The following is a 26,920-nucleotide window of genomic DNA, read 5'->3' as shown; positions in this document are numbered from 1 at the left end:
TTTGCCACGAAAGTGTCATAAACCTAGTCAGTAACTTGGGCACTAGCTCGGCCTCAAGCTCAGAAGGACCGTGGGGCACGGTCACACGGGTCCCGTAAACCACGCAAACTACAAAAACCACGCAAGGCCCAAAAGTTTTCCCCCGACTGGGTGCTCAGCCGAAAAGGAATGGAACCGCGAGGGCAATTTCCGCGCCTTATTAAATAGGGGCCACAAAACAGTGCCACAAGCCAAGGCCACGAAATAGAGCCACAAAACAGCGCCACAAAAATAAGGACGAAATAACTACCACGGGGCAACAGCCACAGGACAACAACCACGGGGCGGGGGAGAAATGGTCAACAAGAAACGCAAGCAACTGGTGGCGGACCAGTTTGGAATCATTAGGCCGGATGACCAGCCGGGGAATGGATACCGCGAGGTCGCAAGGCAAGCGCGGGCCGGTTATCTGGAGCGGCTTTGCCGAGGTCACTATGTAGTCGCGCATGCCTGGGAGGGGCTCCACCGCGAGAAACGCCTGGCTATTACTGCTTTGGCGGTGGTCTCCGAGACGTCGTCAGGCGTCATTTCGGGAGCTGCAGCGCTGGCCTTGCACGGTTCGTGGGTGCTGGTGCGCGATGCGAAGATTGTGGTCGTGGGCGGGAGTCAGGAGTTCCACGGCATCGACTATTGCATGCGCCTGCGCTCGGAGATCCATCTGGATCACACGCAGGGGCTCGCGGACCGGCGGGTCGCGGTGCTCGCGCGTGCGGCCTTCGATGAGTGTCGCGTCCGGTTCAGGCAGAAGGGGCCGGAGTCCGTGTCGTGGCGGGCGGCGGTGTTGGCTGTCGAAGGTGCGCTGCGGCATGGCGCCACGCGCGATCAGCTTGAGGAGCTCCCGGCGCATTATCCCAGCGTGCGGGGCCAAGAGCTGTTTCATCGTGCGCTCGCGGTCTGTCATGGTCGTTGCGAAACGCCCGGTGAGGCGCTGACTAAAGCCGCTCTTCTCGAACTCGGCCTGAAGTTCCACGAGCAAGCCGAAATCTGGACTCGCGGCACCAGCCACGATCCGCCGCACTTTCTCGCCCGCGTGGATTTTTATATCCCTGAACTGCTGCTTGTCGTGGAGTTCGACGGCCACATCAAGTATTCGGCGAGCGAGGTCGCGCCGACGCCCGCGGCTCAGTCCAAGCTGCTCACGCGGGAGACTTACCGCGAGCGTTCGCTGCGCGCAACGGGGCTGGATGTCGCGCGGGTGGTGTGGAAAGAGGTGGAATTGCACGCAGTTCGCTTATCGACGCTCCGTTCAATCCTGATCGAGCGCGAACGCGTGGTAGCCGCAGGTGGGGTGACTTTCCGTGCGGATGTGCGCAATGCCGGCCCGTTGATTGGGTAGTTGGGTAATTGGGTAGCGGGGCCGAGGGGCCGCTGGATAGTTTGCCTCAAAAAGAAAGTGACTAGGTTTATGACACTTTGAGCACAAATTTTGCCACGAAAGTGTCATAAACCTAGTCAGTAACTATGTGGAGTTTAAGCCAGTGCGCGGTTGACCGCGCTGGTGACTGCCTTCAGCGACGCGTAGGTGATGGAACCAGCGATGCCGGAGCCCCAGACCTTGGTGCCGTTGACATCTGCGAGGACGTAGGCCGCAGCCTCGGCGTCGTCACCTGCGGTGCGAGCGTGCTGGACGTATTCCTGAACCTCGACGTTGATGCCGAGCTTCTCCAGGGCGTTGGCGTAAGCGGCCAGCGGGCCGTTGCCGACACCCTCGACGGTCTGCTCCTTGCCCTCGTAGACGATGTGAGCCTTGATCTTGGTGGCGTCCGACTCGTTCTGAGGGGCATCAACAGTCAGGGCAATCTGCTCGAGTGGAGCCTCGCGGTCCAGGTACTCACCTGCGAAGATGTCCCAAATCGCCTTGGAGTTGACCTCGCCGCCCTCGGCGTCGGTGACTGCCTGCACGACGGAGGAGAACTCGACCTGCATGGAGCGCGGCAGGTTCATGCCGTGGTCCGTCTTCATGATGTAGGCCACGCCGCCCTTGCCGGACTGGGAGTTCACGCGAATAACGGCCTCGTAAGAACGACCGACGTCCTTCGGGTCGATGGGCAGGTAAGGAACCTCCCAGGTCACCGCGCGCAGGTCCTCGTCGGAAAGCTCCTTGACGGCAGCGCCCGGGCGGACCTTGTCTGCCATTGCGTCGAGGCCCTTGTTCACGGCGTCCTGGTGGGAACCGGAGAAAGCGGTGAAGACCAGGTCGCCGCCGTACGGGTGGCGCTCCGGCACGCGCAGCTGGTTGCAGTACTCGACGGTGCGGCGGATCATATCGATGTCGGAAAAGTCGATTTGCGGGTCGACGCCCTGGGTCAGCATGTTCAGGCCCAGGGTGACCAGGCAGACGTTACCGGTGCGCTCGCCGTTGCCGAAGAGGCAGCCCTCGATGCGGTCAGCGCCGGCCATGTAGCCCAGCTCGGCGGTGGCGATGCCGGTGCCGCGGTCGTTGTGCGGGTGCAGCGACAGAATGATGGAGTCGCGGCGGTTGAGGTTGCGGTGCATCCACTCGATGGAGTCTGCGTAGACGTTCGGAGTGATCATCTCCACGGTCGACGGCAGGTTGATGATGATTGGGTTGTCCGGAGTCGGGTCGATGACATCCACCACGGCGTCGACAACTTCCTTGGCGTACTCAACCTCGGTGCCGGTGTAGGACTCCGGCGAGTACTCCCAACGCCAGTTGGTGTCCGGGTAGTCCTTCGCGATGGTCTTAATCAGCTCCGCGGCGTCGGTGGCAATCTTCTTGATTGCGTCCTTGTCCTTACGGAACACAACATCGCGCTGCAGGATCGAGGTGGAGTTGTAGAAGTGAACGATGACGTTCTTTGCTCCGGCACATGCCTCGAAGGTGCGGCGGATCAGGTGCTCGCGAGCCTGAACCAGAACCTGGATGGTGACATCGTCCGGGATCATGTTCTTCTCAATGATCTCGCGCACGAAGTTGTAGTCAGTCTGGGAAGCGGACGGGAATCCGACCTCAATTTCCTTGTATCCCATCTGGACCAGCAGCTCGAACATGCGGCGCTTGCGCTCCGGGCTCATCGGATCAATCAGCGCCTGGTTGCCGTCGCGCAGGTCGACGGCACACCAAACCGGTGCCTTAGTAATGCGCTTGTCCGGCCAGGTGCGGTCCTTCAGCTGGAAGTCCTGAACTTCCTGGTCGTAAGGCAGGTAGCGGTTGGTTGCCATCTGGGAGTTGCGCTGCTTATTCCAAGCAGGCTGTCCTTCCGGAATCTCGCCAGCAGGAGTGGAGATTACAGAAGGAGCGGAAATAAAAGCGTCGGAAGGAGACATGTTGTGGGCCTTTCTAATTCGGACTTTTCTTGTAGGCCGGCACAACTTACCCCGCGACGGGGAGCCGGCCTTAAACCCAAGCCCCGCCGCGGCATAGAAGCAGTAGTCCGCGTTGCATGTGATGTACCTTACCCCGATGGTTATATGAATTTCATCATTCGGGGGTTTTAGTGGGGGAAATGTGCTCAGCCATCCACACGCCACCCACCCCACCCATCGATAGTTGTAAAACTAGTACCAATGTATTTAGCGGATTAAAGATGATAGCGTCCTTAAGGTGCAAACTAGCTGGTCTATTCTTAAGCGAGACTTGCGCCGTCTCCGCAATAGCCCAAGAGTGTGGGTAATCATCATCGGCGTGATGATCACCCCTGCCTTGTACTCCTGGTTCAACATCCCGGGCTTCTGGGATCCGTACGAGCACACCGAGAACATCGGTGTGGCAATTGTGAATGAGGACAAGGGCGCGAGTTCCTCGGTTACCGGAAGCCTCAATATCGGTAACCAGGTGGTCAAACAACTAAAACAAAATCATGAACTGGGCTGGCAGTTCCCCGATGCCGAGAAGGCAGACCGGGACCTAAAGCGCGGCAGGGTCTATGCCGAAATCACCATTCCGCCGAATTTCTCGCAGGAAATGGTTGACCTGATTCAAGGGCAGGGGCATCCAGCAAAGCTGAAATACCGCGCTAACCAGAAGATCAACGCGATCTCGCCGCACATCACGGCGCAGGGCGCGTCCGGTATTGATGGTCAGATTTCCGCTTCCTTTAATAAGGAGATTGCGAAGGCGGTCACCGAGGAGGTTAAGGAAGCTGGCGGCCTGCTGCAGGGGCGGTTCGATGCGGCTCGTCTCAATTCCGCTGACGCTTTCCAGGATGTCGCCGATGCGGTTGCCAATAGCCGCGATGAAGTCGGTGCTATCCAGGAGCAGATTGGCGATCTGCAGCCGACGATTGCGCAGATCAAGAAGACTCTCGGCAGCGTGGACACGGCCCTCGATGACGCCCAGGATGCGTTGACCCAGGTGCAGGCGATTACTGGTGAGCTCAGTAATGAGGTCCTGAATTTCTCCGCAGATCTCAACGACGCCTACTTGCAGGGCAGCACCGCTCTGGTGGAGGGCACCGGCAACGCCAACGCCGCGATTGGTGCGATGACTGGCAATCTGCAGGGCGCAATTTCCCGTTCGGATTCTGCGACGGCTGCGGCGGAGGACATCGTCAACCAGGCGGATCAGGTCATTGGTGGGCTGAATTCCCTGCTGGAGGCCAACCCGCTCAACGGCCCGGATAAACAGGCAATCCAGCGCACAATCGATGCGCTCGACGAGAGCAACGCCACCAATAAAGAGCTGGTGGAGGGCCTGAAGAATGTCTCCGGCTCGGCGCAGGGAACTCTCGACTCCCTCAACGCCACCAGCGAGGCGTTGGCGCAGGCCACTAAGGACGGCAAGGCTGCCTCGGATCAGATCCGCCAGGCGTCCCAGGACGCACTCCCGCAGTTGAGCAGGGCCCTTAATCAGCTCAACGCGCGCGTGGGTTCGTACGCGGCGGCGCTTGGCGCGCAAAAGGACACCGTCCGGGAAACGTCCGCGCTTCTCGACGCTACGAGTGGGCAGCTTTCCGCTGCGACTCAGGTCCTCGAGAGCTTCAAGGCTGACCTTGATGGTGTGCGCGATGGTCTGGAAACTGCGCGTCTCGATGTCCTTACCCTGGGCACCACCGAAGAGCGCGAAGCCATGAACATGGTCAACGACCTCGATCCTGAGGGTATCTCGCAGTTCCTGAGCGATCCGGCTGAGGTTAAGACCGAGGCCGTGTTCCCGGTGGATCACTACGGCTCGGGTATGGCGGCGCTGTTTACCAACCTGTCGTTGTGGATTGGTGCGTTCATTCTGATTGTGATTTTCCGCGTGGAAGTCGACGCGGAAGGTTTCAAGGAAATCACGGTGGGCCAGGCGTACATGGGCCGCACATTGCTGCTGGGCATCATCGCTACTTTCCAGGCGCTGATTGTCTCTATCGGTGACATCGTCATTGGTGTGCAGCATGTCAGCGCGGTTGCGTTCGTCCTCACCTGTGTCGTGGTGGAGTTGTGTTATCTCGCCATTATTTACAGTTTGGTGGCGGCGTTTGGCCACGTGGGACGTGGTATTGCCGTAGTGCTCGCGTTTATTCAGATTCCTGGCGCCGCCGGTCTCTATCCAATTGAGATGACCCCGGACTTCTTCCAGGCGCTGAATCCGTTCTTGCCGTTGACCTACGGCATTGATGCTCTCCGCGAGACCATTGGTGGTTTCTACTCGAATTACTACCTGAAGAACATGCTCACCTTGATGGCCATGGCAGTGGTCGCCTACGTGGTCGGTTACTGGCTGCGCCGCAGCCTGTCCTCGGTCAATGTCTTGGTTAACCACCAGCTTGAAGAGGGCGGACTGGTCAACAACGAAGAAGTCCACCTGGTCGGTAGCGGATACAAGCTCAGTGACCTCGTCTTTGCGCTGCGTAACCGCGAGGAGTACCAATCGCGAGTCGACGAGCGGATGGAGAATCTGCGTGGCAGCTACACGCTGTTCATGCGCATGGCCATTGGCATCGCCGTGGCCGCCCTGGTGGTGCTGGGTATTTTGGCCCGTAACTACCCGGATCAGAAGGCCCTGTTCTTCGGTCTGGCTTGCCTGTTTGTGCTGCTCTGCCTCGCCTACATCGCGGTGCGCGAGTACGTCAAGCAGTCTGTGATTCACGCCCAGGAGCTCAGCGAGATGTCGGAGGAGGAGCTGCGCGCCTACATGGAGCACCAAACTTCCCATCCGCATGCGTACTCGCTGGAAAATGCTGGTGATTCGTTTGAGCCACAGGCGAAGGTGTCGTCGGCAAGCGTGAAGACTTCCCCAGAAGGTGAAGCCTAATGAGAAACGTTCTTGAAATTGTGCGGAATGACTTTCGGGTGATCCGCCAGAACACGATGACCGGCATCATGGTTTTCGGTCTGGTGCTGATTCCGCTGCTGTTCACCTGCTTTAATGTGCTGGCCAGCTGGGAGCCGTTTGAGAACACCGAAAAGCTGAAGATTGCGGTCGCCAGTAATGACCGTGGTCATCGCACGGATATCGGTGCGATTGACGTCAACTTGGGCAATGAGGTGCTGTCGAAGCTGAGCCGTAACCACGAAATTGACTGGCAGATTACGGATTCTGAGGACGCCATCGACGGCACTAAGTCCGGTGACTACTACGCGGCAATCGTGCTTCCGGAGAACTTCAGTACTGAACTGATGACCTTCTACGTCCGGGGCACCAAGGCGCCTAAGCTGACGCTCTATACGAATGAGAAGAAGAACGCGCTTTCGTCAATCATTACGAGTAAGGGCGCGAGTGGCGTTATTCAGGAGATTGACAAGAACTTCACGCAGGTCGTCGCCAGTGTTGGGCTGGGCGTGATCACCTCGCTGGATGAGTATCTAAACACCTCCGACTCCAAGCAGGCACTGACGCGCGTGCAAAACCGCGTTGATGACACCGCCGCGCGGCTGCGCTCCGGTGCGCAGACTGCTCGTTCGCTGTCCACGCTGGTGGAGACCACCGTGCCGCTGGTGGAGACCGCGGATTCCATTTTGGAAAACGCTGGTGCGCGGATGGACATTCTGCGCAATGGTTCGGGTGACGGCAACGTCGCAGGCGATCTGGAAGCCGCGGTCGGCAATGTTCGCGACTCGGTTAGCACGGCGCTCGACGCAACGCAGTCGAGCTACGAAGGCGTGCGCGACCGCGTCAACGAGCTTGTCGACGGCACCCAGGCCACCAGCGGCGCGACCGCAGATACCTTTGACGCGATGGCGGCCAAATTCGGCCAGCAGGCCGATGGCCTGACTGCGATGCGCGACCGCCTGGAGGACACCGTTGGGGCAGTGGTTCCGGGTGTCGCTAAGCCGGGCTATGACCGCGCGATTTCCGATCTGAACACCTCGATTGCTCGCACCCGTGGGCTGCAGGAGAGTTTCTCCGCCGTGGCGGCGGATTTGCGCGGTGGCCGGGATACGGGATCGTCGATAAGCCAGGCGAAGGACGCTTTCACGGCTGCGATTGCCGCTGTGGAAAATGCCAAAAACTCCTACGAGCAGAACCTGCGCCCGCAGATCGACGCACTGTCGGAGCCGGTGTCGCGTCTGAGCAACGACATCGAGGTCATTGGCGAGGACATTCGCGGCATCCGCGGTACGATTTCCGGCTCGCCGGTGGATACGCTTCGTAAGACTAGCGCCGCCACGATGGGCCTGAGCAACCGTTTTGATGATCTGGCGGCTCGCTTCGACGAGATTCACAACGCGCTGGAAGAGGCGAAGGACACCGGTGACCTCTCGCGAATTGCTGAGGCCGTCGGTGATGACCCAAGTGCCCTGGCAGCGCAGTTGGCCGCGCCGGTGCAGGTCGAGGAAGACCCCGTCTTCCCAGTCCAGAGCTTCGGTGCGGGTATGGCGCCGTTCTATGCGACCCTCGCGCTGTGGATCGGTGCGCTGCTGTCGTCGGTGCTGATCCGCACCACGGTCCGTAGCCGCGACGGACAGAAGGTCGGCGATGATGAGGCCGAGAATGTGGTCAGCGATGCAGTCGATGATGCGCAGGGCGATGCAGCCAGCGATGAAATCGACGAGCCGACCAGTGACGCACAAATCAACGCTGCGCAGGCCGATGACTACACCCGCGTCGAGAAATACTTCGGCCGGTTCGCCACCTTCGCCAGCGTAGGCCTGGTTCAGTCCACACTGATGGTGTTGGGACTCCAGGTGTACGTGGGCATCGATCCCGCACACCGATTCCTGATGCTGCTGGCCGGCTGGGTGATTTCGCTGGTGTTTATGATGATCGTCTTCTCGTTCGTCTTCACCTTCGACAACGCCGGCAAGGCCATCTGCGTGCTGTTGCTGGTGATGCAGGTCTCGGCCGCAGGTGGCGCGTATCCGCTGCCGCTGGTGCCACAGTGGGTCCAGAACATTAGCCCTTGGCTGCCGGGTACCTACGCGATCGATATGTTCCGCAGCTCCATCGCCGGTATCTATGAGGCAGACTACTGGAAGCTGATGTTCATGTTGGCGCTGTTCATCATCCCGTCGCTGATTCTGGCGCTGGGCCTTCAGCGCATCTTTGAAAAGGGAATCAACGAGATCAAGAACGCAATCGAGGAGACGAAGGTGATGGCGACTTCGTAAGGGGGCCTAATCCTCCGCCTCGTCATTCTCTGTCTCGTCGCTCTCGCGCTCGGCTTCCGGCTCGCCCTTGCCGTCGCGCGAGAGCTTCCGCAGCCACCAAATCAGCAGCGCAATGATCACCGCCGCTGCTGCCAGGATGGCCCACATCCACCACTGCCACTGCGAACCGCTGCCGTCGAACACGGACTCCTCGTCAGGATCCATCGGCACCTGATGCCCCGTCACCAGCAGTCGGTGCGTGTTAATGCCGTAAGGCGTGCACGTAATCAGGGTGATCAGGTCTTCTCCGGGGACGCGTCGTAAAGCATCGGTTTCATCCGGCTTTACGACGGCTACGTCGTGGACCTCATACTTCAACTTGTGACCCGCGACTGCGATGTAGAACGCGTCGCCCTTCTTGACCTTGTCGAGGTTGTCCCACAGCGTCGCATTCTGCAGACCCGTATGCGCCGACAGCGACGCGTGACGACCTTCACCCTCGCCCACGCCGCCGACCGGGAAGTCGGTGCCGTAGAGGTGACCGACACCGCGCGAAAGCGACTTTTCCGACGTGCCGTGGAAAATGGGCAGGTCAGAGTTGATGGACGGGATGACGATGCGACCGAGCGCGTCGGTCTCGCCAAGCACGTCGAGGTAGTGGCGGTAGCGCTGGTACTCCGGGGAAGACTCGTCATCGGAGGTGGTCCAGGCATCGCCGGGATTGACCTCGCCGAGGCTGGCGTTGTACTCGTGGGCCTCATTCCAGGCGGTGTCCAAGACCTCAGGAGGAGCGGATTTCTCCAGCTTGGAGTACTCATCTGCGGCGCGGGCCTGCAGGAAGTTGTTCCACTGCGTTGCGACAACCGGGTACAGCAGCACGCCCAAACCGCCAATGATCAGCAGCAGGGCGATGATGGTGTTCGAGTTGAGCTTCTTGCCCTTTTGGGGCTTTGCTTCGGTGTTGGTTGCCCGCTTGGAATGGGAATGACGCCCCATCGAGTCCTACCTTTGGTGACCTTGTGCATAGCGGCCACGGGTCTTTCTCACCAGGGACAGTTCCCGGGCAGGGATAGCCAGGCCGACAAATCGCTAACGACTTAATAAGTGCAAATACCAATTTATGTCATGCGGCCCGGGAGAGTTGAACTCTACTTACCGCGCGGCGGCATCGGTGGAGTCTGTGGTGGTGATTTCGGTGCTTGGGGCGTCGGTGCTTGGGGTGTCTGCGGTGCTTGGGGTGCTTGCGGCGGTGGAGGTGGCCTCTGCCGGCCGAGCCGCCAGGGCAATAGTGGCAGAAATCATGGTCACCAGTGCGATAAACAGCGCCACCCACTGCACACCAACTGCCTGGAAGCGCTCACCAAGAACGATGTATCCCAAGCTGAAGGCAACGATCGGCTCCACGACGGTCATAGCTGGTAGCGAAGCTTGCAACGGTCCCGCGTTAAAAGCCGCCTGCTGCAGGCCGACGCCAATAACCGCCAGTGCCACCAGCAGCCAGAGTTCCCAGGAGAGCAGGAGTTGGACGAGTCCGTCATTGACATAAGTATCGACCACCGACTTAGACAGCAGCGCGACGAAGCCGTACAGCCAGCCGGTTGCCGTGCCGAGCAGCAGGGCCTTCGGGTTCTGGCGCAGCACTCCGCGCTGTTTGGTGTCTGAGCCGCCACCGGCGCCGGTGCCGGTGTTGGGCCACTGAACTGCAGCGGCGTAAAGCCCGCAGGTGACCACGCCACCGACGGCAAGAGCCCATCCCCACAGGTAAGTGGGGATATCGGTGGAGCCGGCAGTCGGCTTGCCGAGCAACACCAGCGTCGCCACCGCAAAAGTAAGCGCCACGGACCAGATCATCTCTGACTGCGAAATCCGCCGACCGTTGACCTTCGCCGCCAGCGGGAGCGTGAGCATCAGCTTCATGACCAGCAACGGCTGCACCAGGAGCAACGTGCCAAATGCCAACGCCGCGACTTGAAATGCATACCCGGCAATCGCCAAGGTCGAGCCCAGCCACCAGCGCGGCAGCTTCAGGGTTTTCGCCACTCCGCGAAGTGTGCTGGTGCCCTCTTCCAGTGTTCCGGAGAGGTTGTGGCGGATGACGGTTCCCCACGCGATGCTGAGTGCGGACAGCAGTGCCAGTATCGCTGCGAGAAGGTCATTGTTCACGTAGGGAATGCTAGGCATGCAACACTTGTCATGTCCACTTCGCAGGGGTTGAGCGGGGCAGTGCTTGGTGTCTTCAGCGTCTCGGGAATCAGCTGGTTCGGCTAAGAAGCTGACTGAGCTCGGAGCCCGGGAGTTAGGGAGTGGAGCTGGCTGAGCCCGGGGTTACTGGCACAGTACCGAGAGTTACTGACTAGGTTTATGACAGTTTCGAGGTATTTTGAGGCATATTTTTGTCATAAACTTAGTCAGTTTCACATTTGCAGCCCGCAGCAGCGTCCGATCCACACCCAACCGACACCCCAAACACCCCAAACACCCAACCCACACCCGAATACCGGCCACGATACCCCACAACCCCCTACGCAACCCGATCCAAACCCTCCGCACAACCTCCGCAAGCTACGTTTTGGTAACCCACTATGTAATTACGAATGCGACTCAAGTAAATTGAGTCAATAATAGTTACGTGCATATAGTTGCCTAGTTTTTGGAGGTTGCCGACCATGGCACTGGTTGTGCAGAAGTACGGTGGTTCATCCCTGGAGAGCGCCGAACGCATTCGTCGTGTTGCAGAACGAATTGTGGAAACCAAAAAGCAGGGCAATGACGTCGTGGTTGTCTGCTCGGCAATGGGCGACACCACCGATGAGCTTCTGGACCTCGCTGAGCAGGTCAACCCGGTCCCGCCGGGACGCGAGATGGACATGCTCCTGACCGCCGGTGAGCGTATTTCCAATGCGCTGGTCGCTATGGCAATCGCAAGCCTCGGCGCCTCGGCCCGTTCTTTTACCGGTTCGCAGGCCGGCGTAATTACCACGGAGCGCCACGGTAACGCCCGCATTGTCGAGGTCACTCCGGGCCGTGTCCGTGAGGCTCTCGATGAGGGCCATATCTGCCTAGTGGCCGGTTTCCAGGGTGTAAACCGCGAGACCAAGGACGTCACTACGCTGGGCCGTGGTGGCTCGGATACCACTGCGGTTGCCCTCGCGGCAGCCCTAGAGGCGGACGTCTGCGAGATTTACTCCGACGTGGACGGCGTGTACACCGCGGATCCGCGCATTGTGCCGGACGCACAGCGTTTGGACAACATTTCCTTCGAGGAGATGTTGGAGATGGCCGCGGTTGGCGCGAAGATTTTGCAGCTGCGAAGTGTCGAATACGCCCGCGCGTTTAATGTTCCGTTGCGTGTGCGTTCGTCGTATAGCAATGAACTTGGCACCCTTGTTGATGGATCGATGGAGGATATCCCTATGGAAGAAGCAGTGTTGACCGGTGTGGCGCATGACCGCTCCGAGGCGAAGGTGACCGTGCTGGGCATTCCGGATGATCCGGGCCAGGCGGCGAAGATGTTCCGTGCTGTTGCGGATGCGGAGATCAATATCGATATGGTGCTGCAGAACGTCTCTACCATCGCGGATAACCGCACTGACATTACTTTCACCTGCCCGCGCGAGGACGCTCCGAAGGCGATGGCGTTGCTGAAGAAGCTGCAGGCTGACAATGACTGGAAGGACGTGCTTTACGACGATCACGTGGGCAAGGTCTCCTTGGTCGGTGCTGGCATGAAGTCCCACCCGGGTGTGACTGCGACGTTCTGTGAGGCGCTCGCTGATGAGGGTGTGAATATCGACCTGATTTCCACTTCTGAGATTCGTATCTCGGTGCTGGTTAATGACCAGGATGTCGATAAGTCTGTGAAGGCTCTGCACGACGCTTTCAATCTCGGTGGCGACACCGAGGCTGTTGTTTACGCTGGTACGGGACGTTAAGGAGTTCTTATGACCACGATTGCTGTTGTTGGTGCCACTGGTCAGGTTGGCCGTGTGATGCGCACCCTGTTGGCGGAGCGTAATTTCCCGGCCGATAAGGTTCGTTTCTTCGCTTCTGCTCGTAGTGCGGGCAAGGAGTTGGAGTTCCGCGGCGAGAAGATTGTTGTCGAGGATGTCGCGGCTACTTCGGATGAGGATCTGAAGGGCATTGATGTCGCGGTGTTCTCCGCTGGCGGCACGCTGTCGAAGGAGCAGGCGCCGCGTTTTGCGGCTGCTGGCGCTGTTGTTGTTGATAACTCGTCGGCGTGGCGTAAGGATCCGGAGGTCCCGTTGGTGGTCTCCGAGGTCAACCCGGATGCTTTGCAGGACATCCCGAAGGGCATTGTCGCGAATCCGAATTGCACCACCATGGCCGCGATGCCGGTTCTCAAGCCGCTTCACGACGAGGCCGGGTTGCAGCGTCTGCGTGTGTCCTCCTATCAGGCGGTCTCGGGTTCGGGCCTTGCTGGTGTGAATACTCTGGCTGGCCAGGTGCGCGAGAACATCGACAACCTGGAGAAGCTGACCACTGATGGTTCGGCTCTGGTTGCGGAGGACTTTGGTCCGTATGTCGCACCGATTGCTTTCAACGCGCTGCCGGTGGCTGGAAACTTTGTTGATGATGGTTCGCTGGAGACTGATGAGGAGCAGAAGCTCCGCAATGAGTCCCGCAAGATTCTGTCTATCCCCGAGCTGGCTGTTGCTGGTACTTGTGTGCGCGTTCCGGTGTTCACTGGCCACACGCTGGTGATTCACGCTGAGTTTGAGAATGCTCTGTCCGTAGAGAAGGCAACCGAACTGCTGGAGTCCGCGCCGGGCGTGAAGGTCGTCGACGTTCCGAATCCGCTTGCCGCCGCTGGTGTGGATGAGTCCCTGGTGGGTCGTATCCGTGTCGATCAGTCGGTTCCGGAGGGGCGTGGCCTGGTGCTGGTTGTCTCTGGCGACAATCTGCGTAAGGGCGCTGCTCTGAATACCATCCAGATTGCGGAGTTGTTGGTCGCTGACCAGTAGTTGAGCGCAGTACTTAAAAGCGCAAAAAGTTAAGCCTCGGCACTTAGCGAACTTCGTGCTCTCAATGACAACTACTCCCCACTAGTCGGTAACTGATTTCTCAGTCCAACTAATGGGGAGTAGTTCACATTGTTGCGGTAGGGGGCCTATTTTTTCTTATTGACGCCCACGCTTTCCGCTTGGCTGCAGCGCCAGCGGAATGTGAGATTGTGCGAGCGCAGTGCTGGGGGGGATTGCGTCACGGGAGGCGCCGGCGCCCTATTTGGCGGCGTGAGGATGTGCAGATGTCGCTAGACCGGGGATGCGTGGCCTACGGCGCCGTATTTGGGGCGCTAGCAGGGGTGAATGTCGCTAGAACGGGAATGCGTTAAAGACACTGATTTGCAGCTCCGCAAAACTGCAGGTCAGGGAATTGTCGCAAAATTCGGAGGCGCGCCTGTGCTGACAGATTCCCGTTCTAGCGACATTTCGACCTTCGAAGTGCAACTTTTCCGACAGTTGGTGCCACGAGTTGCAATAGCGCGAGCATCTCGGCATTGAGAGCCAGGGTGGCTAGGGTGGCCAGGGCGGTGACAGTGGCCAGGGTGGCTAGGGTGGCCAGCGTGGCGACGGTGGCCAGGGCGGCGATGGAGTCGGTAGCGGCCGAGCAGGAAGCGGACTAATTTAGGGTAGCCTGTTGTGTGGTTAGCCTTACCTGTGTAATATAGGCTCGATTGCTGTGTTGGCCGTAGCCGAAAGAGGCCATCAGTCTCTTGGGGCTACGGGTACTTTACAGCGTTTCAAAGAGTTCCTTACGCGTTAGGTTTTCACATGTTTCGAAACAATTCGCTGACCCGTCGAGCGGCGCTGAAGACCGCCGCTGTCTTGGCAGCATCCACTCTTGTTCTGTCTGGTTGCTCCCGAGGCGACGACGCGGCGGCGTCAAAAAATGAGGGCACCGGGGACGAGCGCATCGCCGCAGTTGGCCTGGGAGACAGCGATACCTTGCTCGCTCTAGGCATCCAACCAGTCCTCGTAGCGCCCTGGGGTGCTGAGGGAGATGTTGATGCATCTGGCGTCGGCCCATGGGCTACCGAAAAGCTCGGCGACAACAAGCCTGAAGTGGTTTACGGTACTGCCAACGGATTCACTGCTGAAATCCTGGAGAAGATCTCCGCCGCTGATCCGGACAAGATCATTGCGGTGAACTCTGCCGTAGACGCGCAGGCGAAGAAGGCGCTTAATGACATCGCCCCAACCACCGTTAAGCCAGACGGTGCCACGGACTGGCAGATCCCCTGGCGGGATCAGGTCAACCAGATCGCCGGCGCTGTAGACAAGCAAGAAGAAGGCGACAAACTCGTCGAAGAAACGCAGAAGGCCTTCGATGATTTCCAACAGCAGCACCCTGAGCTCAAAGGCAAGCGTGCGGCTATCGTCATGCCTTATCAGGGAAAGATCGGCCTGTACACCTCCGGTGACGGTCGCGGGCAGTTTATCAAGAGTCTGGGCTTCGAGATCCCGAAGGAGCTCGAAGGTAACGGGGGCGAGTTCTACCGCGACATCGCACCTGAGAACTACAGCGACCTCAACAACGTCGATTACCTCTTCATCCTTGATTACCAGGGTGCCGCCGATACCTTGAAGAAGGATCCAACATTCAGCAAGCTGGACGTTGTTCGCGAAGGCAAGGTCCGCTGGATGGACGAAAACGTGGGCAATGCAATGAGTATGCCGAACCCATTGACCATCCCCTGGGCAGTCGACAAGTTCTCTGACGCAATTTAATTGAAAGTGTCCGTTTCAAGAACTCGACATTCTTTGGTGTTTTCCCGGCGTTTGCTTACTTCGGCCGCACTCGTTGGCTTGGCTTTGCTGCTGCTTGCCTCCCTGTACTTGGGTTCCAAAGATCTTTCCATTGGCGAAGTGACCAGCATCCTCATGCATGGTCCGCACCCATCTACGCAATCCGGCATCATTTGGGACTTGCGCGTTCCGCGCACCCTCTTGGCTGTGATCACAGGCGCAGCCCTGGCTATGGCGGGTGCCATTGCTCAGAGCTGGACCCGCAACCCCCTGGCAGATCCCGGCATTATCGGCGTGAACGCTGGAGCAAGTTTCGCAGTCGCTGCGGCACTGACCTTGGGCTGGGCAACGACGGTCGGGGAGCGGACACTTGTAGGGCTCGTCGGGGCGGCCGTCGCTGCCTCAATCGTGCTGTTGATTTCCCGCGTATCGCGTAACCCGCTAACTCTGGTACTCGTGGGCGTGGGAGTTACCTTCGCCCTGCAAGCGGCCACGAATATGCTGAGCCTCTATTCTTCCGACACCCTGGAAGGGCTCCGCCGCTGGACCGTTGGCTCTACAGCTGGGCGGGGTATGGAAGACGTGGCCTTAGCTGCTTTAGGTCTAGCACTAGGTGCTCTATGTGGTGCGCTTGCAGCACGCCCGCTGGATCTACTTGCGATGGGAGAGGACTCCGCCCGTTCCCTTGGCAGCTCGCCCACGAGAACCCGCTTGTTGGCTGCCGCAGCGGTGATCATCCTCGCCGGCTCGGCGACAGCCACTGTGGGGCTTGTGACATTCGTGGGCTTCGCCGTGCCACACCTACTACGCCCGTTTACCGGCCCGTCCCTGACTCGCCTCTTGCTGCCGACCGGCATTGTTGGTGGCGCGGCTGTGTTGCTAGCCGATATTGTGGGCCGCTTCGTCCTGCAGCCTAACGAGCTGGAAATGTCCATTGTCTTAGCTATTGTCGGTGCCCCAGTGATGATTCTGGCGGTGCGACGTAAGAAGAGTTCACCGACCTCGAATGACTCGGAGCTGACGATATGAGCGATATGACGTCTATCCGTAGTATTAAGCGTTCACGAAGCAGACGCGTCCTGGCGGCTTCGGCAGGGTTCGCCCTCATAGCGGCTCTTTGTTACTGCTTAATCCTGGGGCAAGGAGCGGTGAAGCTCAGCCCGATGGAAGTCATCGAGGTTCTCACCGGTGGGGGCACACAGCAAGCAATCAACGTGGTGTGGGATCTCCGCCTGCCTGTAGCAATCGCTACCGTTCTGGTCGGCGCGGCTCTAGGGCTGGCAGGTGCGTGGACTCAGACCATGGCCCGCAATCCGCTGGCCAGCCCGGACATTCTCGGTGTATCCGGCGGCGCGGCGGTTTTGGTTGTGGCGGGCACCGTAGTTACCCGCCCTGCATGGAGTGAGGGGGTGCCGACGTTCTGGTGGCGTGCTGCACTCGCTTTGCTTGGCGCACTAGTGATCGTTGGTTTGCTCGTTCTACTCGGTGGCTTCGGGACGTCGCAGCGCGTAGTGGTCATCGGCCTGGCACTGTCTTTCCTCACGCAGTCTTTAGTGCAGTATCTCCTGCTCCGGGCTGACTTAACTCGTGCCACGGATGCCCAAACTTGGCTCGCTGGGTCTACCGGCTTTGTGCGTATGGAAGCTTTGTTTCCTATGGTGTTGGGCCTGTTGCCCTTCGTAGTTTTAGGCCTTTGTGTTACGCGCGATGTCCCTCTTCTTTCTCATGATGACGCCACCGCGTCCACACTTGGGGTAAATGTCACGAGGGTGCGCGCTATTTTGCTCATTGCCGCAACGGGCATTGTCGCGGTGGTGGTTTCCTTTGTCGGCCCAATTGGATTCGTGGCACTATTGGCTCCTCAGCTGGCCAAGCTGGTGGCCGGAACGCCCACGCCCCATCCGTTGTGCTCTACTTTTGCAGGCGCTGCTCTATTAGCTGCGTGCGCCGTCGTGGCGGGCGCACTGCCATTTACATCCCCTGTGGGTTTGGTTACCGCCATCATCGGTGGCCCCGCGTTGGTGTTGCTTGTGTGGTTGGCGGCCCGTCGCGGAACTCTGAAAGGAATGGTTCAATGAACGTTCAAGTTGATCACGTCACCGTGGGCTACAACGACGGCCCAAGCATTGTTAAGGACGTGTCTTTCACTGCAGAGCCCGGGAAGGTCACCACGCTCTTAGGCCCCAATGGTTGTGGCAAGTCGACGTTGCTCAAGACGCTTTCTCGGCTGCTTGCTCCCGCCGAAGGACGGGTTCTTGTAGAGAAAAAGGACGTGCATAGTTTGCGGTCGCGCGAAGCCGCCCAACTAATTGCGCTTTTGCCACAACACCCGCTGTGTCCGGCGGGATTGACCGTTGGAGAACTTGTGGAGCGCGGACGGCACCCTTATCGTCGATCGCTCTGGGGTGGGGGAGCGACGGCGTCAGAAGATAAAGAAAAAGTGCGCGAGGCGCTGAAGAAGACGAAGGTTGACCATCTTGTTGCCCGCGACGTGGCGGAGCTTTCTGGCGGCCAGCGGCAGCGGGTCTGGATGGCGATGGTGTTGGCGCAGGATACGCCAATTGTGCTGTTGGACGAACCGACTACCTACCTAGATCCGGCACATGCGATAGAGATTCTAAGTATCGTGCGGGAGCTCGCTCAAGAGGGCAAGACGGTGATTACCGTACTTCATGATCTTGGCCTGGCGGGAGCTTTTAGCGACGAGATGATCGTCATGAAGGAAGGGGAAAAGATCGCCGAGGGTTCTCCAAAGGAGGCTCTGACGGTGGATGTGTTGCGCGAGGCATATGGCCTGAATGCCGAGGTGTGGGAAGATCCCCGCGGTATGGCTCCGATTATTGTGCCGCGAGGGATTGTGGCTAATTAAGGCCGTGCCCTGCCTAGGAACCAATAGGGGCACCACTGCACGGATTCGCTATTGAGGCCCCAGGTGTGAATTGCGTGGCGCCGTACTTCCTTGCAGAGCTGTCCTTCACCCGCGACCCAGACGTACTTCGACTGTGTTGCGGGGTGTTCGGCACGGTCCAGTTGCTGTAGGTGGGACATCACTGCCGTGCTGAAGTCCGTTGTAGCGCTAAACAGCACTTCTAGGCTGCCCAGCTTGCTCTCCCAGTCGGCGACGAGGGATGGCTCGAGGTCACCATGGTTCTCGGCGACCACTACGAGGTGTATGTCGCGCAACTGTTCCGGGGCAAACGCATCCGCGTAATCCAAAATGGCGCGAACGGAAGGTACGGCAGATGGGTCTGCGATAAGTGTTTGTGAACTTTGCGCGCGGTGCCAGAGGCCCTGGCATGTCCAGATGCCTACCTGGTCGCCAACACGAGTTGCAAGAGCCCAGGCGAGCCCTGGTCCGACGTGCTCATCCTTTGGATTTTTGACGCCATGTGTCGCCACGTCGAAAGTTATCTGTCCGCACTCGGGATCGAGTGAGCGTACGGTGTACCAACGTAAATTTGGGCGTTGGGTCTCCGGCATGGCTGTAACGCTTGCGCGGATATTGGCGCCACCTCCGTGGAGGGGTAAATGGAGATTCTCGCCGGGCTTAGCCGGCATAAAGAGGCCAAAGAATTCGTCCGGGCCGGAAAGCTGAAAGCCGACTAGCTCGGGGGAGCGGATGACAATCCTCTGCAGGTTTTCTGCCGGGGCGCTGACGTCATAAACAGTGGCGCGGATGATTCGATGGTGCGGTTCAGAAGGGGCGGCCAAGAGTAGGTGGTCAGAAAAGGCCGCGCGGTAGGCGGAAGTGTTCGTCGGAGTGTTCAGGGTAACTGGGTTCGAGGTCATAGTGGGAGTTAACTTACCCTTACCTAAAGCAAAAGTGAAAGGGTGAGGGGCAGAAAAAGCCCCGCGGGGATCCGAGGTGAACTGGTCCCCGAAAGTTGGACTGGTTTAACTCTAGGCGGTTAGGGCTTCAAGGGTCTGATTTCGATATTGCATCGGGGTCAGGCCCTTGAGTCGTTGTTGGACGCGTTCGGTGTTGTACCACCCGATGTACTCATCGATCGCCTGGTTGAACTCTGCGACCGTGTCGAAGACTTCACCGTGGTACATCTCGGTTTTCACGTGCCCGAAGAAGTTCTCCATGACCGCGTTGTCGTAACAGTTGGCTTTACGCGACATCGACTGAACACCACCGTTGTCGCCAATCAGGTCACGCCACGAGGCATGCTGGTACTGGAAACCTTGATCGGTGTGCATCATCCACCCGGGTTCAGGTGCCCACGCCGCGATCGCCTTGGACAAAGAATCGGTGGTCAACGCTGTCGACGGCGATGTAGCCACAGTGTGGGCAACGATTGAACGGTCGAACAAGTCCATCACCGGTGACAGGTAGACCTTGCGGCCTGCAACCCTGAACTCGGTGACGTCGCTGACAAAGACGGTATTTGGCTGATCCGGGGTGAATTTGCGGTCAAGCTTGTTGTCGGCAATGTGGCTGATCGTCCCGGTGTAGGAAACATAAGGTCTACGTTGGCGGATCTTAGCTCGAAGCCCCATCTCGCACATGAGTTTGTAGACGAGTTTGTGGTTGACCACCCAGCCCTGGTTACGCAGGTCAAGTAGCACTCGTCGGTAGCCGTAGCGATGCTTGTTACGCTCGAAGCTTTCCCGAATCGCTTGCTTGAGAACGGCGTGGTTATCTGGCTTACTGAGTCGTTGTTGGTGGTAGAAGAACGTCGACCGTGGGATACCTGCTGCCTCTAGGAGGTACTCCAAGCGGTGGTGCGACTTGAGGATGACAATCGCCTGGACTTTCAGGCGCGTCCCTGATTCCTCAAGTCCCGCAATTTTTTTTAGATAGGCATTTTCGGCCCGCAACCGTTCGTTTTCGCCACGCAGCTTGTCTTCCTCCGACAGCGGCTTCGGCGTGACCGATCCTTTGGGCCTGCCCTTCGGCTTCGGTTTCAACGCGTCATCGCCGTCTTTGCGCCATTTCCACGACCACCCGCGGACCAGCTGCTGTGATGACAGGCCAAATTCACGCGCAAGATCCATCGCTGTCTAGCCAGCAAGGTGGCGTTGGACAACTTCCTTCTTAATCTCAAACGAATACTGCTGCTTAGTCGGTTTCTCCACAAGACATAGCCTGCCATGCAGCACAAACCGACAATAGAGCCGGCGCACAGCGTGTTTGGAGACACCCAGAGCATTAGCAGCGGCTGTATAACCCATGCCCTGCTCAAATAGTTCAACCAACTGCTCGCGCTGATATTCACTTAGCGAACTTCGTGCTCTCAATGACAACTACTCCCCACTAGTCGGTAACTGATTTCTCAGTCCAACTAATGGGGAGCAGTTCATTAGGTGCCGAGGCTTTTCTGCTGGAAAAGGCGAGCCTGGCTTGGGGTGACCAAACGGCTAGCAATGTGACCCGTGACATGCGACGTTTGGGCATAAGTGCAGGTTAAATTTTGCCGTTATTCTGTTTCCAATTTCCTGGCTGAAGTGGGTCGAATTTCTATATTGTGACCGTTTTTCATCACCGGTACGGTTTTCGTGTGAGCACGGCAGTGGCCGCAAAGGAGAAGGCGAGAAGCCCTTTACCTTCAGCTCTGGGCATCGCGCCACACCATTTATCTACACTTCATTTTTCTAAAGGATCATCATGGATAACCTGTGCAATATCTGCGAACTGATTTCCTCCTTGCCAGCACCGGCTCCGCTGCCGGTACCTGAGTTCAACGTGAACTTCCCGGAGGGCCCACTGGTTCAGGTCGACTCACTGTTCCCGAACTTCCACTCTCTGACTGAGGGCGGCAACCTGGGTCTGCAGAACGTCGGTGGCGATCAGGACAACGCTCTGCAGAACGTTGGCGGCAACCAGGGTCTCCAGAACGCTGGCGGCGATCAGCTGAACGGCGGAGACCAGATTGGCGGCGACAAGCTGGACAAGGGCGACAAGGTCGGCGGCGACCAGGTTAACGACAAGGGCCAGATTGGTGAGCGTCAGTCCGGTTTCCAGACCGGTGGCCAGGACCAGAGCCTGCAAAACGTCGGTGGCGACCAGGGTCTGCAGAACGGTGGCCAGGAGCAGGGTCTCCAGACTGGCGGTAAGAACCAGAACGGCCTTCAGACTGGCGGCCAGGAGCAGGGCCTGCAGACCGGTGGTAAGAACCAGGGTGGCCTCCAGACTGGCGGCCAGGAGCAGGGTGCCCAGACCGGCGGCAACAACCAGGGTGGCCTGCTGGCCGAGGACGGTGCGGGTGACAACCTGCCAGTCGACCTGGACCTCACCGGTGCAAAGGCTATCTAAGGCCGTTTAAGCTGACTTAGGCACTGCACTACAATGACACTGCGCAGCTATTAGCTCTCGCGGCTATTAATACGTAACAGCGCACGAGCGCCTTCTCACTCCTTGCGGAGTGGGGAGGCGCTTTTTTGTGTTTATAGCTGGCGACGTTGGGCCGATCCGAGTTACTGACTGCGTTTATGTCAAAAATGGCCCGAAAAATGGCCTGAAAGTGTCATAAACTCGCACAGTTTCACATTTGCAGTCCCCTATTCAGTCGCGTTTTACATAACGTGATCTGTTGGAATGCCGTGAATCAGACCCATTTTTGTCTATTAACCGCGGATGGAGAGGTTGGGGCGGAGAGGCGATTATTTATGCAGCCGCAATTAGCACACAATTATGTGGCTTATTAAATGATGTCCGGGGATTCTTTTGTAAATAGTCTTGAGACATCATTTTTGCTCTTAGAGATTTATTGGCTTGCATTTTCATCAGGTGGGGGTGGGGTGTCATTTGTGCCGTAACTCACAATTATGAAAATCGTGACATGGGAGACATTCTAACCCAAATTAATGGGCGGGGATTCATTGAAAAAACTTCATATGCGCAGGTTAATCGTGATTTTATGGGTTGAATGGCTAGGTGTCGTGGCGAAAGGTGGAACTTCGGCATGTGTGTGGTGTCCAAATGTCCACCCCAGAAAAAATATGCAAACAACAATTATTGACATTGAAATAAAAGACAATAGGGGTGGCAATTAAATGGCTCAACAAACATAAAATGTATTTGTTATATTCGGGGACGGCCAACGCTATAAATGAGAATTAGAAGGCGATGTCAACTGGGCTACCTGTGATGGGGGCTGGAGACGCTTATGCGTGGTCATTGATTGTTAATTGAAGGCTGGAAAGGTAGCGAAAGGTGTATAACGCACTGAAATCGAAGGAAGGGGGAGGGCTCATGTTCGGTCGTTTTACAAACGAGAAGCGCTGGTTGGCGCTTTTTAGCTTCGTGGCTGTGCTCGCTCTTTTCTTCGCTAAATCTCCAATAATTGCGCATGCGCAGGAGGCAGAAGACACTGGCGAAACCCTGACGATCCAGAAGATTTTGAGTGTTCCTGGAACAGTTAAGGGTGTTGAAGCCAATGGAAATGTCCGTGATTTTGGGCCACTCATTGCGGCATTTGACGAGGCGGCAACTCCATTTGGTAGCCACAAAATGGGTTACTGCATTGAGGCCAGCGTCGCCGGTGATCTTTATGACACCGGTCGTGTACAGAACTTCAGTCAGTTCTCGCGCAGTACAGATACCAATAACAAGCTGCGGAACGACTTTGACCGATACCGGAAGCTCAACTGGATTGCGCACCACGGTTCTCCAGCTGTTGGTTTGGATGAACTGGGGAAGGCGGCTGGAGTTAAAGGACGTCTGAAAGTGCTGGACGCCAATAACGCAACTCAATTCGCTCTGTGGCACTTCTCCGATGGCATTGACTTCTCCCAGGGCATTCACAACCCATCGACGAAGGCTGTCTACGACTACCTCACTGGTCCGGCTAACGTCGGTCAGGGCACTGTCGATGGCACGAACCGCACTGGCTACATTTTCAACAATGGTAAGAAACAAGACATCATTGTGATTGACAATGTCACTCCGTCTTCCGGTGAAGTTCCGGCAGAGCCGACGAAGCCGTCTGAACCGGAGCAGCCAACCGAACCGGAAAAGCCGACTACTCCGACCACGCCTGCGGAGACCACGACCCCGTCCGAGTCGACCAAGCCGTCCGAGCCGGAGAAGCCGACCACGCGTAAGCCGTCGATCTCCACTCAGGCTCGCCTGAACGGCAACAAGATTGTTGCGGGCGCTGTGGTTAAGGACATCGTGAAGTTCACCGACCTGGTTCCGGGTAAGAACTACCGCCTGGACGCCACCCTGGTGGACAAGACCAATGCTGATCGCATCTTGGGGACCGGCAGCGTGGAATTCACTCCGGAGACCTCTTCGGGTGAGCAGGCTGTCATGATTACCGTCTCCGATGATGTAGATGAGCCGGTTACCGCTGCTGTTGCATTTGAAAAGCTGACCTCGACAGAGGTCACCGCCGATAGCCAGGACAACACCGATGGTCAGCGGGTAGAAATCGCTACCCACGAGGACATCAACGACGCAGCTCAGACCGTTCACGGCGAAAAGCCGGAGCAGCCGTCGACCTCCGAAGAGACCCCGACGAGCGAAGAGACAACCGAGGAGACGACCGAAGAGACAACGGAGCCGTCGTCCAGCGAGACCACTACTTCTGAGACCAGTGAGTCTGAGACTCCGACGACGTCGGAAAGCGAAGAGCAGCCGAGCTCATCGACGACTACTCCTAACACCTCCGAGTCCACGAAGCCGGCCGCTCCGACGGAACCGACCGAGCCGACTGACAGCACTGAGTCGCAGACCACGGAACCGACGGAGCCGACTGAGACTACCGAACCGTCTAAGCCGAGCGAACCCGCTGATACGCCGCTGGAGCCGGAGCTGCGCACGGTAGCCGAGCTTCAGGGCAACCGCATTGAGGCTAATGCCAAGGTTGTCGACACCGTGCATTTCGAGGGCCTGGTGCCTGGTAAGAACTACACCCTCTCCGGTGAACTGGTTAATAAGGCTGATGGCTCTGTGATTGGTCATGGCGAGGCGACGTTCAAGCCGACGTCGGCAAGCGGTACTGTGACTGTCACTCTTGAGGTGTCTGACTCTGTTAAGACTCCTGTTGCTGAGGCTGTCGTGTTCGAGCACCTGACCTCTGATGAGGTCGACTCGACTGGTAAGGAAAGCGCTGGTCAGGTCAATGAGATCGCTGACCACGCAGATATCAATGACGCAAGCCAGACCGTGACTGGAGAGGTTCCGGAGAAGCCGGAAGACACCCCGACTGAGGAAAGCGAAACTCCGTCCGAGGAGACGACCGCACCGGAGACCAGCTCGACTGAGCCGACCACGTCCACCGTTCCGGTAACTCCGAGCGAGGATGAGCCGTCCGAGCAGCCGGAGACGACACAGCCGGAAGAGCCGTCTGAGACGACAACTCCGTCTACGTCCGAGTCCGAAAAGCCGAGCAAGCCGACTAAGCCCGCTCAGCCGAGCAAGCCGAGCAAGCCGACTAAGCCTGCCCAGCCGGAAAAGCCGAGCAAGCCGAGCAAGCCGACCAAGCCTGCTCAGCCAGAGAAGCCGAGCAAGCCGACTAAGCCTGCCCAGCCGGAAAAGCCGAGCAAGCCGATCAAGCCTGCCCAGCCGGAGAAGCCGAGCAAGCCAAACCACCCAAGCACCCCAGCGCAGTCTGAGGACAACCCAGCCATCACGACTACTGCCGGTATTGCCGGCAAGGGTCTGGTTGAAAAGGGCGCTGTCGTCATCGACACCGTGCACTTCACCGGTCTGAAGCCGGGTACGAAGTACACCCTGACCGGTGAGCTGATGTGCAAGGAGACGGGCAAGTCCACTGGCGCTAGGAGCCGCCTGCACTTTGTGCCAACGGCATCCGCAGGCACGGTTGATGTTCCGATCATCATCACTGACGCCGACTGCGCTTCTCAGGTTGTCTTCGAGACTCTGACCGATGCCAATGGCAAGGAAGTTGCTGTTCACAAGGACATCAACTCTGCTGAGCAGACTGTCTCGAATGGCAAGACCCCAGAGAACACGCCATCTGAGCAGCCGAAGGATGAGGGCGAGCAGAACACGCCTAACGACGATTCCTCCGCACCGACCAGCGACACTGCCACCCCGAACACTGTGATTAATCAGCACTCGGAGCAGAACAACACCAACGTCACCATCATCGGAGGCACTGGCCAGGATAAGCAGAAGAACCACGGAAAGCCGTTGGCTCCGAACTCGGAACGACGTGCAATTAGTTCGGTTCCGTCTGGCCCGACCGGTTTGGCTACGCACGCTCTGCCGACGGTAGCCACGAACTAAGGAGATTCCATGACCGATCAGTTTGGCTCGGACGAGACCGGAAAGGAACCTGGAAATGCTCCAGGTTACGAGCCCGGCATCGATCCGGAGGCCGAAACCGGCGCACTCAACCACGTTGATCCGTTTGGCCAGGACGAAGACCAGGCCGACGGCCAAGCCGGAGACCTGCAGGACGTGCCTTGGTGGAAGCAGCCAAGGGTGTATATCGCCGCTATCGCATTGATCGGCGTTATCGCTCTGCTGGTGATTGGCCAGATCAATCGCAATGATTCGACGCTCGATGGTGCGCAGGAGAATCTGCCCACTCCAGCACAGGGTTCTCGGGGAGCTGTGCACGAGATGGAGATGCTCATTGATGGTAAGTCGGCTCCGATTGATTTCGTTCAGCTGACTGATCAAGGATCTCTGATTCCACCGACCGATGTTTCGCGCCTTGGCTGGTACTCGGCTTCCGCAATCCCGGGTGAGAAAGGTGCAGCTGGATCGTCCGTCATTACCGGTCACGTCAATGAGGTGGACCAGGGCGATGGCTACGCTGCACGTTTCGCTGACCTGAAAGCTGGTGACACTGTCACGGTGAAGGTAGATGGCGAAAGCCGAGACTTCACCGTCAGCAAGGATCCAATCCAGGTGGTCAAGGGCGCTCAGATGCCCGAGGCTGTCAACGATGCAGTTGGTGAGAACCGCTTGGTCCTCATTACCTGCGGAGGCGAGTTCGTCGGCGGCACGTTGGGATACACCGACAACATCATCGTCGAGGCCACTCCAGTGCGCTAATCCAGTGCGCTAGGGCACTAGGGCACTGGGGCGCAGCCTCAATTCATTGACCAATTTCATTGGCTGCGGCTGTTGAACGCCGTCGAACAACAGCGGCGCCGACAGTCGCAGAAAACACAAATCAAATCTGCAGAAACACTGCAGAAACACTGAAGATAAGGAAGTACCTATGAGCATGTTGAAGAAAATCGGTGTCTGGGGTGTGGGCGCACTCGTGCTTGCCGCTCCGGTTGCTACTGCCGCACAGGCGGTAGCTGCACCTGCAACCTCCGCTGACACTGCAGTTGTCGCTCCGGGCAAGGGCGGGTTCCTGCACTCGGGCAAGCTGGCCGTCAATCGCTACGTCTTCGAGCTTGAGCATCGCGATGGCAAGGACTACGTCAACATCACCTTCACCGGTGACCACAGCGCTGACGTGCAGATCATGCCGGATGGTATGACCCCCGAGGGCAAGAAGAAGGTCGATCAGGTTGGTGACGTCCTCAAGCTCAACGGCTACAACGATGTTCACTACTGGGCGGTTCTCTAAACGCCTCTTGTGACGCCACAGCGCGCCCCGTGTCGCTTACTGTCTCTGTGCTTTTACAGGTCCTAGCACAAGGCGGTGGGTCGCGGGGCGTTACTTGGTTTTTGAGGGTGTCCTTTTGCTTTCGCTTGACGA

Annotated in this window: 17 protein-coding genes and 1 pseudogene; 13 read left to right on the top strand and 5 right to left on the bottom strand. The window is 58.1% G+C overall.

From position 1 onward, the window contains the following. Positions 1-334: 334 nt before the first annotated feature. On the top strand, positions 335-1,375 hold the full coding sequence (locus HMPREF3135_RS08585) for a hypothetical protein (RefSeq protein WP_049171181.1): 1,041 nt from the start codon (positions 335-337) through the stop codon (positions 1,373-1,375). A 134-nt stretch (positions 1,376-1,509) separates the two neighbouring features. Here the strand turns inward: HMPREF3135_RS08585 and leuA are convergent, their stop codons facing one another. Further along, positions 1,510-3,327 (bottom strand): 2-isopropylmalate synthase, encoded by a 1,818-nt coding sequence (leuA, locus tag HMPREF3135_RS08580; RefSeq protein ID WP_049193461.1) that lies wholly within the window; start codon positions 3,325-3,327, stop codon positions 1,510-1,512. A 277-nt stretch (positions 3,328-3,604) separates the two neighbouring features. Here leuA and HMPREF3135_RS08575 point away from each other — a divergent pair, with 277 nt between their 5' ends. Beyond that, the gene (locus HMPREF3135_RS08575; protein WP_070439146.1) at positions 3,605-6,238 is read left to right on the top strand and encodes a YhgE/Pip domain-containing protein; all 2,634 of its coding nucleotides are present in this window, start codon (positions 3,605-3,607) and stop codon (positions 6,236-6,238) included. Beyond that, complete coding sequence (locus tag HMPREF3135_RS08570) at positions 6,238-8,535, top strand: YhgE/Pip domain-containing protein (protein ID WP_070429223.1); 2,298 nt, start codon at positions 6,238-6,240, stop codon at positions 8,533-8,535. The genes HMPREF3135_RS08575 and HMPREF3135_RS08570 overlap by 1 nt, the downstream gene beginning before the upstream one ends. Before the next feature lie 6 nt (positions 8,536-8,541). Here the strand turns inward: HMPREF3135_RS08570 and HMPREF3135_RS08565 are convergent, their stop codons facing one another. Beyond that, positions 8,542-9,510: a class C sortase gene (locus HMPREF3135_RS08565; protein WP_070439143.1), complete on the bottom strand. Its 969-nt coding sequence runs from the start codon at positions 9,508-9,510 to the stop codon at positions 8,542-8,544. Between the two features lie 156 nt (positions 9,511-9,666). Continuing rightward, positions 9,667-10,677, bottom strand: a complete 1,011-nt coding sequence (locus HMPREF3135_RS08560) for a DMT family transporter (RefSeq protein ID WP_187400612.1) — start codon at positions 10,675-10,677, stop codon at positions 9,667-9,669. 503 nt (positions 10,678-11,180) lie between these two features. Between HMPREF3135_RS08560 and HMPREF3135_RS08555 the strand changes: the two genes are divergently transcribed. From HMPREF3135_RS08555 to HMPREF3135_RS08530, 6 genes are all read left to right on the top strand, one after another. Continuing rightward, a complete protein-coding gene (locus tag HMPREF3135_RS08555; protein ID WP_070429226.1) occupies positions 11,181-12,446 on the top strand; it encodes an aspartate kinase in 1,266 nt (421 codons plus the stop codon). 9 nt (positions 12,447-12,455) lie between these two features. Then, on the top strand, positions 12,456-13,496 hold the full coding sequence (locus HMPREF3135_RS08550) for an aspartate-semialdehyde dehydrogenase (RefSeq protein WP_049171166.1): 1,041 nt from the start codon (positions 12,456-12,458) through the stop codon (positions 13,494-13,496). Between the two features lie 810 nt (positions 13,497-14,306). Continuing rightward, complete coding sequence (locus tag HMPREF3135_RS08545) at positions 14,307-15,263, top strand: iron-siderophore ABC transporter substrate-binding protein (protein ID WP_016421885.1); 957 nt, start codon at positions 14,307-14,309, stop codon at positions 15,261-15,263. Between the two features lie 51 nt (positions 15,264-15,314). After that, positions 15,315-16,310 carry a FecCD family ABC transporter permease gene (locus HMPREF3135_RS08540; RefSeq protein WP_167389319.1) on the top strand — a complete coding sequence of 332 codons (996 nt, stop codon included), beginning with the start codon at positions 15,315-15,317 and terminating at the stop codon, positions 16,308-16,310. Between the two features lie 5 nt (positions 16,311-16,315). Further along, on the top strand, positions 16,316-17,359 hold the full coding sequence (locus HMPREF3135_RS08535) for a FecCD family ABC transporter permease (protein ID WP_042389055.1): 1,044 nt from the start codon (positions 16,316-16,318) through the stop codon (positions 17,357-17,359). Further along, positions 17,356-18,150: an ABC transporter ATP-binding protein gene (locus HMPREF3135_RS08530; protein WP_016421888.1), complete on the top strand. Its 795-nt coding sequence runs from the start codon at positions 17,356-17,358 to the stop codon at positions 18,148-18,150. Before HMPREF3135_RS08535 ends, HMPREF3135_RS08530 begins: the two co-directional genes overlap by 4 nt. Here HMPREF3135_RS08530 and HMPREF3135_RS08525 read toward each other — a convergent pair. Continuing rightward, positions 18,147-19,070, bottom strand: coding sequence for a siderophore-interacting protein (locus HMPREF3135_RS08525; RefSeq protein WP_016421889.1), 924 nt, complete (start codon positions 19,068-19,070; stop codon positions 18,147-18,149). The two genes, HMPREF3135_RS08530 and HMPREF3135_RS08525, sit on opposite strands and share 4 nt — an antisense overlap. Positions 19,071-19,181: 111 nt before the next feature. Further along, a pseudogene (locus HMPREF3135_RS11210) lies at positions 19,182-20,380 on the bottom strand (IS3 family transposase); the annotation flags it as partial. Between the two features lie 512 nt (positions 20,381-20,892). Between HMPREF3135_RS11210 and HMPREF3135_RS08515 the strand changes: the two are divergent. The 4 genes from HMPREF3135_RS08515 to HMPREF3135_RS08500 all read left to right on the top strand — a co-directional run bounded on the left by HMPREF3135_RS08515 (position 20,893) and on the right by HMPREF3135_RS08500 (position 26,788). Continuing rightward, positions 20,893-21,540: a hypothetical protein gene (locus HMPREF3135_RS08515; protein ID WP_049171148.1), complete on the top strand. Its 648-nt coding sequence runs from the start codon at positions 20,893-20,895 to the stop codon at positions 21,538-21,540. Between the two features lie 939 nt (positions 21,541-22,479). Then, positions 22,480-25,482: a VaFE repeat-containing surface-anchored protein gene (locus HMPREF3135_RS11640; protein WP_070439135.1), complete on the top strand. Its 3,003-nt coding sequence runs from the start codon at positions 22,480-22,482 to the stop codon at positions 25,480-25,482. A gap of 9 nt (positions 25,483-25,491) precedes the next feature. Further along, positions 25,492-26,259 (top strand): class F sortase, encoded by a 768-nt coding sequence (locus tag HMPREF3135_RS08505; RefSeq protein WP_070429228.1) that lies wholly within the window; start codon positions 25,492-25,494, stop codon positions 26,257-26,259. A gap of 169 nt (positions 26,260-26,428) precedes the next feature. Then, a complete protein-coding gene (locus tag HMPREF3135_RS08500; RefSeq protein WP_070429229.1) occupies positions 26,429-26,788 on the top strand; it encodes a hypothetical protein in 360 nt (119 codons plus the stop codon). The last annotated feature ends 132 nt before the right edge of the window (positions 26,789-26,920 follow it).

Origin of the sequence: Corynebacterium sp. HMSC14H10 (assembly GCF_001807105.1) — a bacterium.
Classification (GTDB): domain Bacteria; phylum Actinomycetota; class Actinomycetes; order Mycobacteriales; family Mycobacteriaceae; genus Corynebacterium; species Corynebacterium jeikeium_D.
This window is presented reverse-complemented; position numbering and strand designations above follow the sequence as displayed.

Bases quoted from the DNA above. Each gene is read 5' to 3' on its own strand.
- HMPREF3135_RS08530 (WP_016421888.1), top strand. From the start codon at position 17,356: ATGAACGTTCAAGTTGATCACGTCACCGTGGGCTACAACGACGGCCCA.
- HMPREF3135_RS08505 (WP_070429228.1), top strand. From the start codon at position 25,492: ATGACCGATCAGTTTGGCTCGGACGAGACCGGAAAGGAACCTGGAAAT.
- HMPREF3135_RS08555 (WP_070429226.1), top strand. From the start codon at position 11,181: ATGGCACTGGTTGTGCAGAAGTACGGTGGTTCATCCCTGGAGAGCGCC.
- HMPREF3135_RS08515 (WP_049171148.1), top strand. From the start codon at position 20,893: ATGGATAACCTGTGCAATATCTGCGAACTGATTTCCTCCTTGCCAGCA.
- HMPREF3135_RS08535 (WP_042389055.1), top strand. From the start codon at position 16,316: ATGACGTCTATCCGTAGTATTAAGCGTTCACGAAGCAGACGCGTCCTG.
- leuA (WP_049193461.1), bottom strand. From the start codon at position 3,327: ATGTCTCCTTCCGACGCTTTTATTTCCGCTCCTTCTGTAATCTCCACT.
- HMPREF3135_RS08585 (WP_049171181.1), top strand. From the start codon at position 335: ATGGTCAACAAGAAACGCAAGCAACTGGTGGCGGACCAGTTTGGAATC.
- HMPREF3135_RS08550 (WP_049171166.1), top strand. From the start codon at position 12,456: ATGACCACGATTGCTGTTGTTGGTGCCACTGGTCAGGTTGGCCGTGTG.
- HMPREF3135_RS11640 (WP_070439135.1), top strand. From the start codon at position 22,480: ATGTTCGGTCGTTTTACAAACGAGAAGCGCTGGTTGGCGCTTTTTAGC.
- HMPREF3135_RS08500 (WP_070429229.1), top strand. From the start codon at position 26,429: ATGAGCATGTTGAAGAAAATCGGTGTCTGGGGTGTGGGCGCACTCGTG.
- HMPREF3135_RS08565 (WP_070439143.1), bottom strand. From the start codon at position 9,510: ATGGGGCGTCATTCCCATTCCAAGCGGGCAACCAACACCGAAGCAAAG.
- HMPREF3135_RS08545 (WP_016421885.1), top strand. From the start codon at position 14,307: ATGTTTCGAAACAATTCGCTGACCCGTCGAGCGGCGCTGAAGACCGCC.
- HMPREF3135_RS08525 (WP_016421889.1), bottom strand. From the start codon at position 19,070: ATGACCTCGAACCCAGTTACCCTGAACACTCCGACGAACACTTCCGCC.
- HMPREF3135_RS08570 (WP_070429223.1), top strand. From the start codon at position 6,238: ATGAGAAACGTTCTTGAAATTGTGCGGAATGACTTTCGGGTGATCCGC.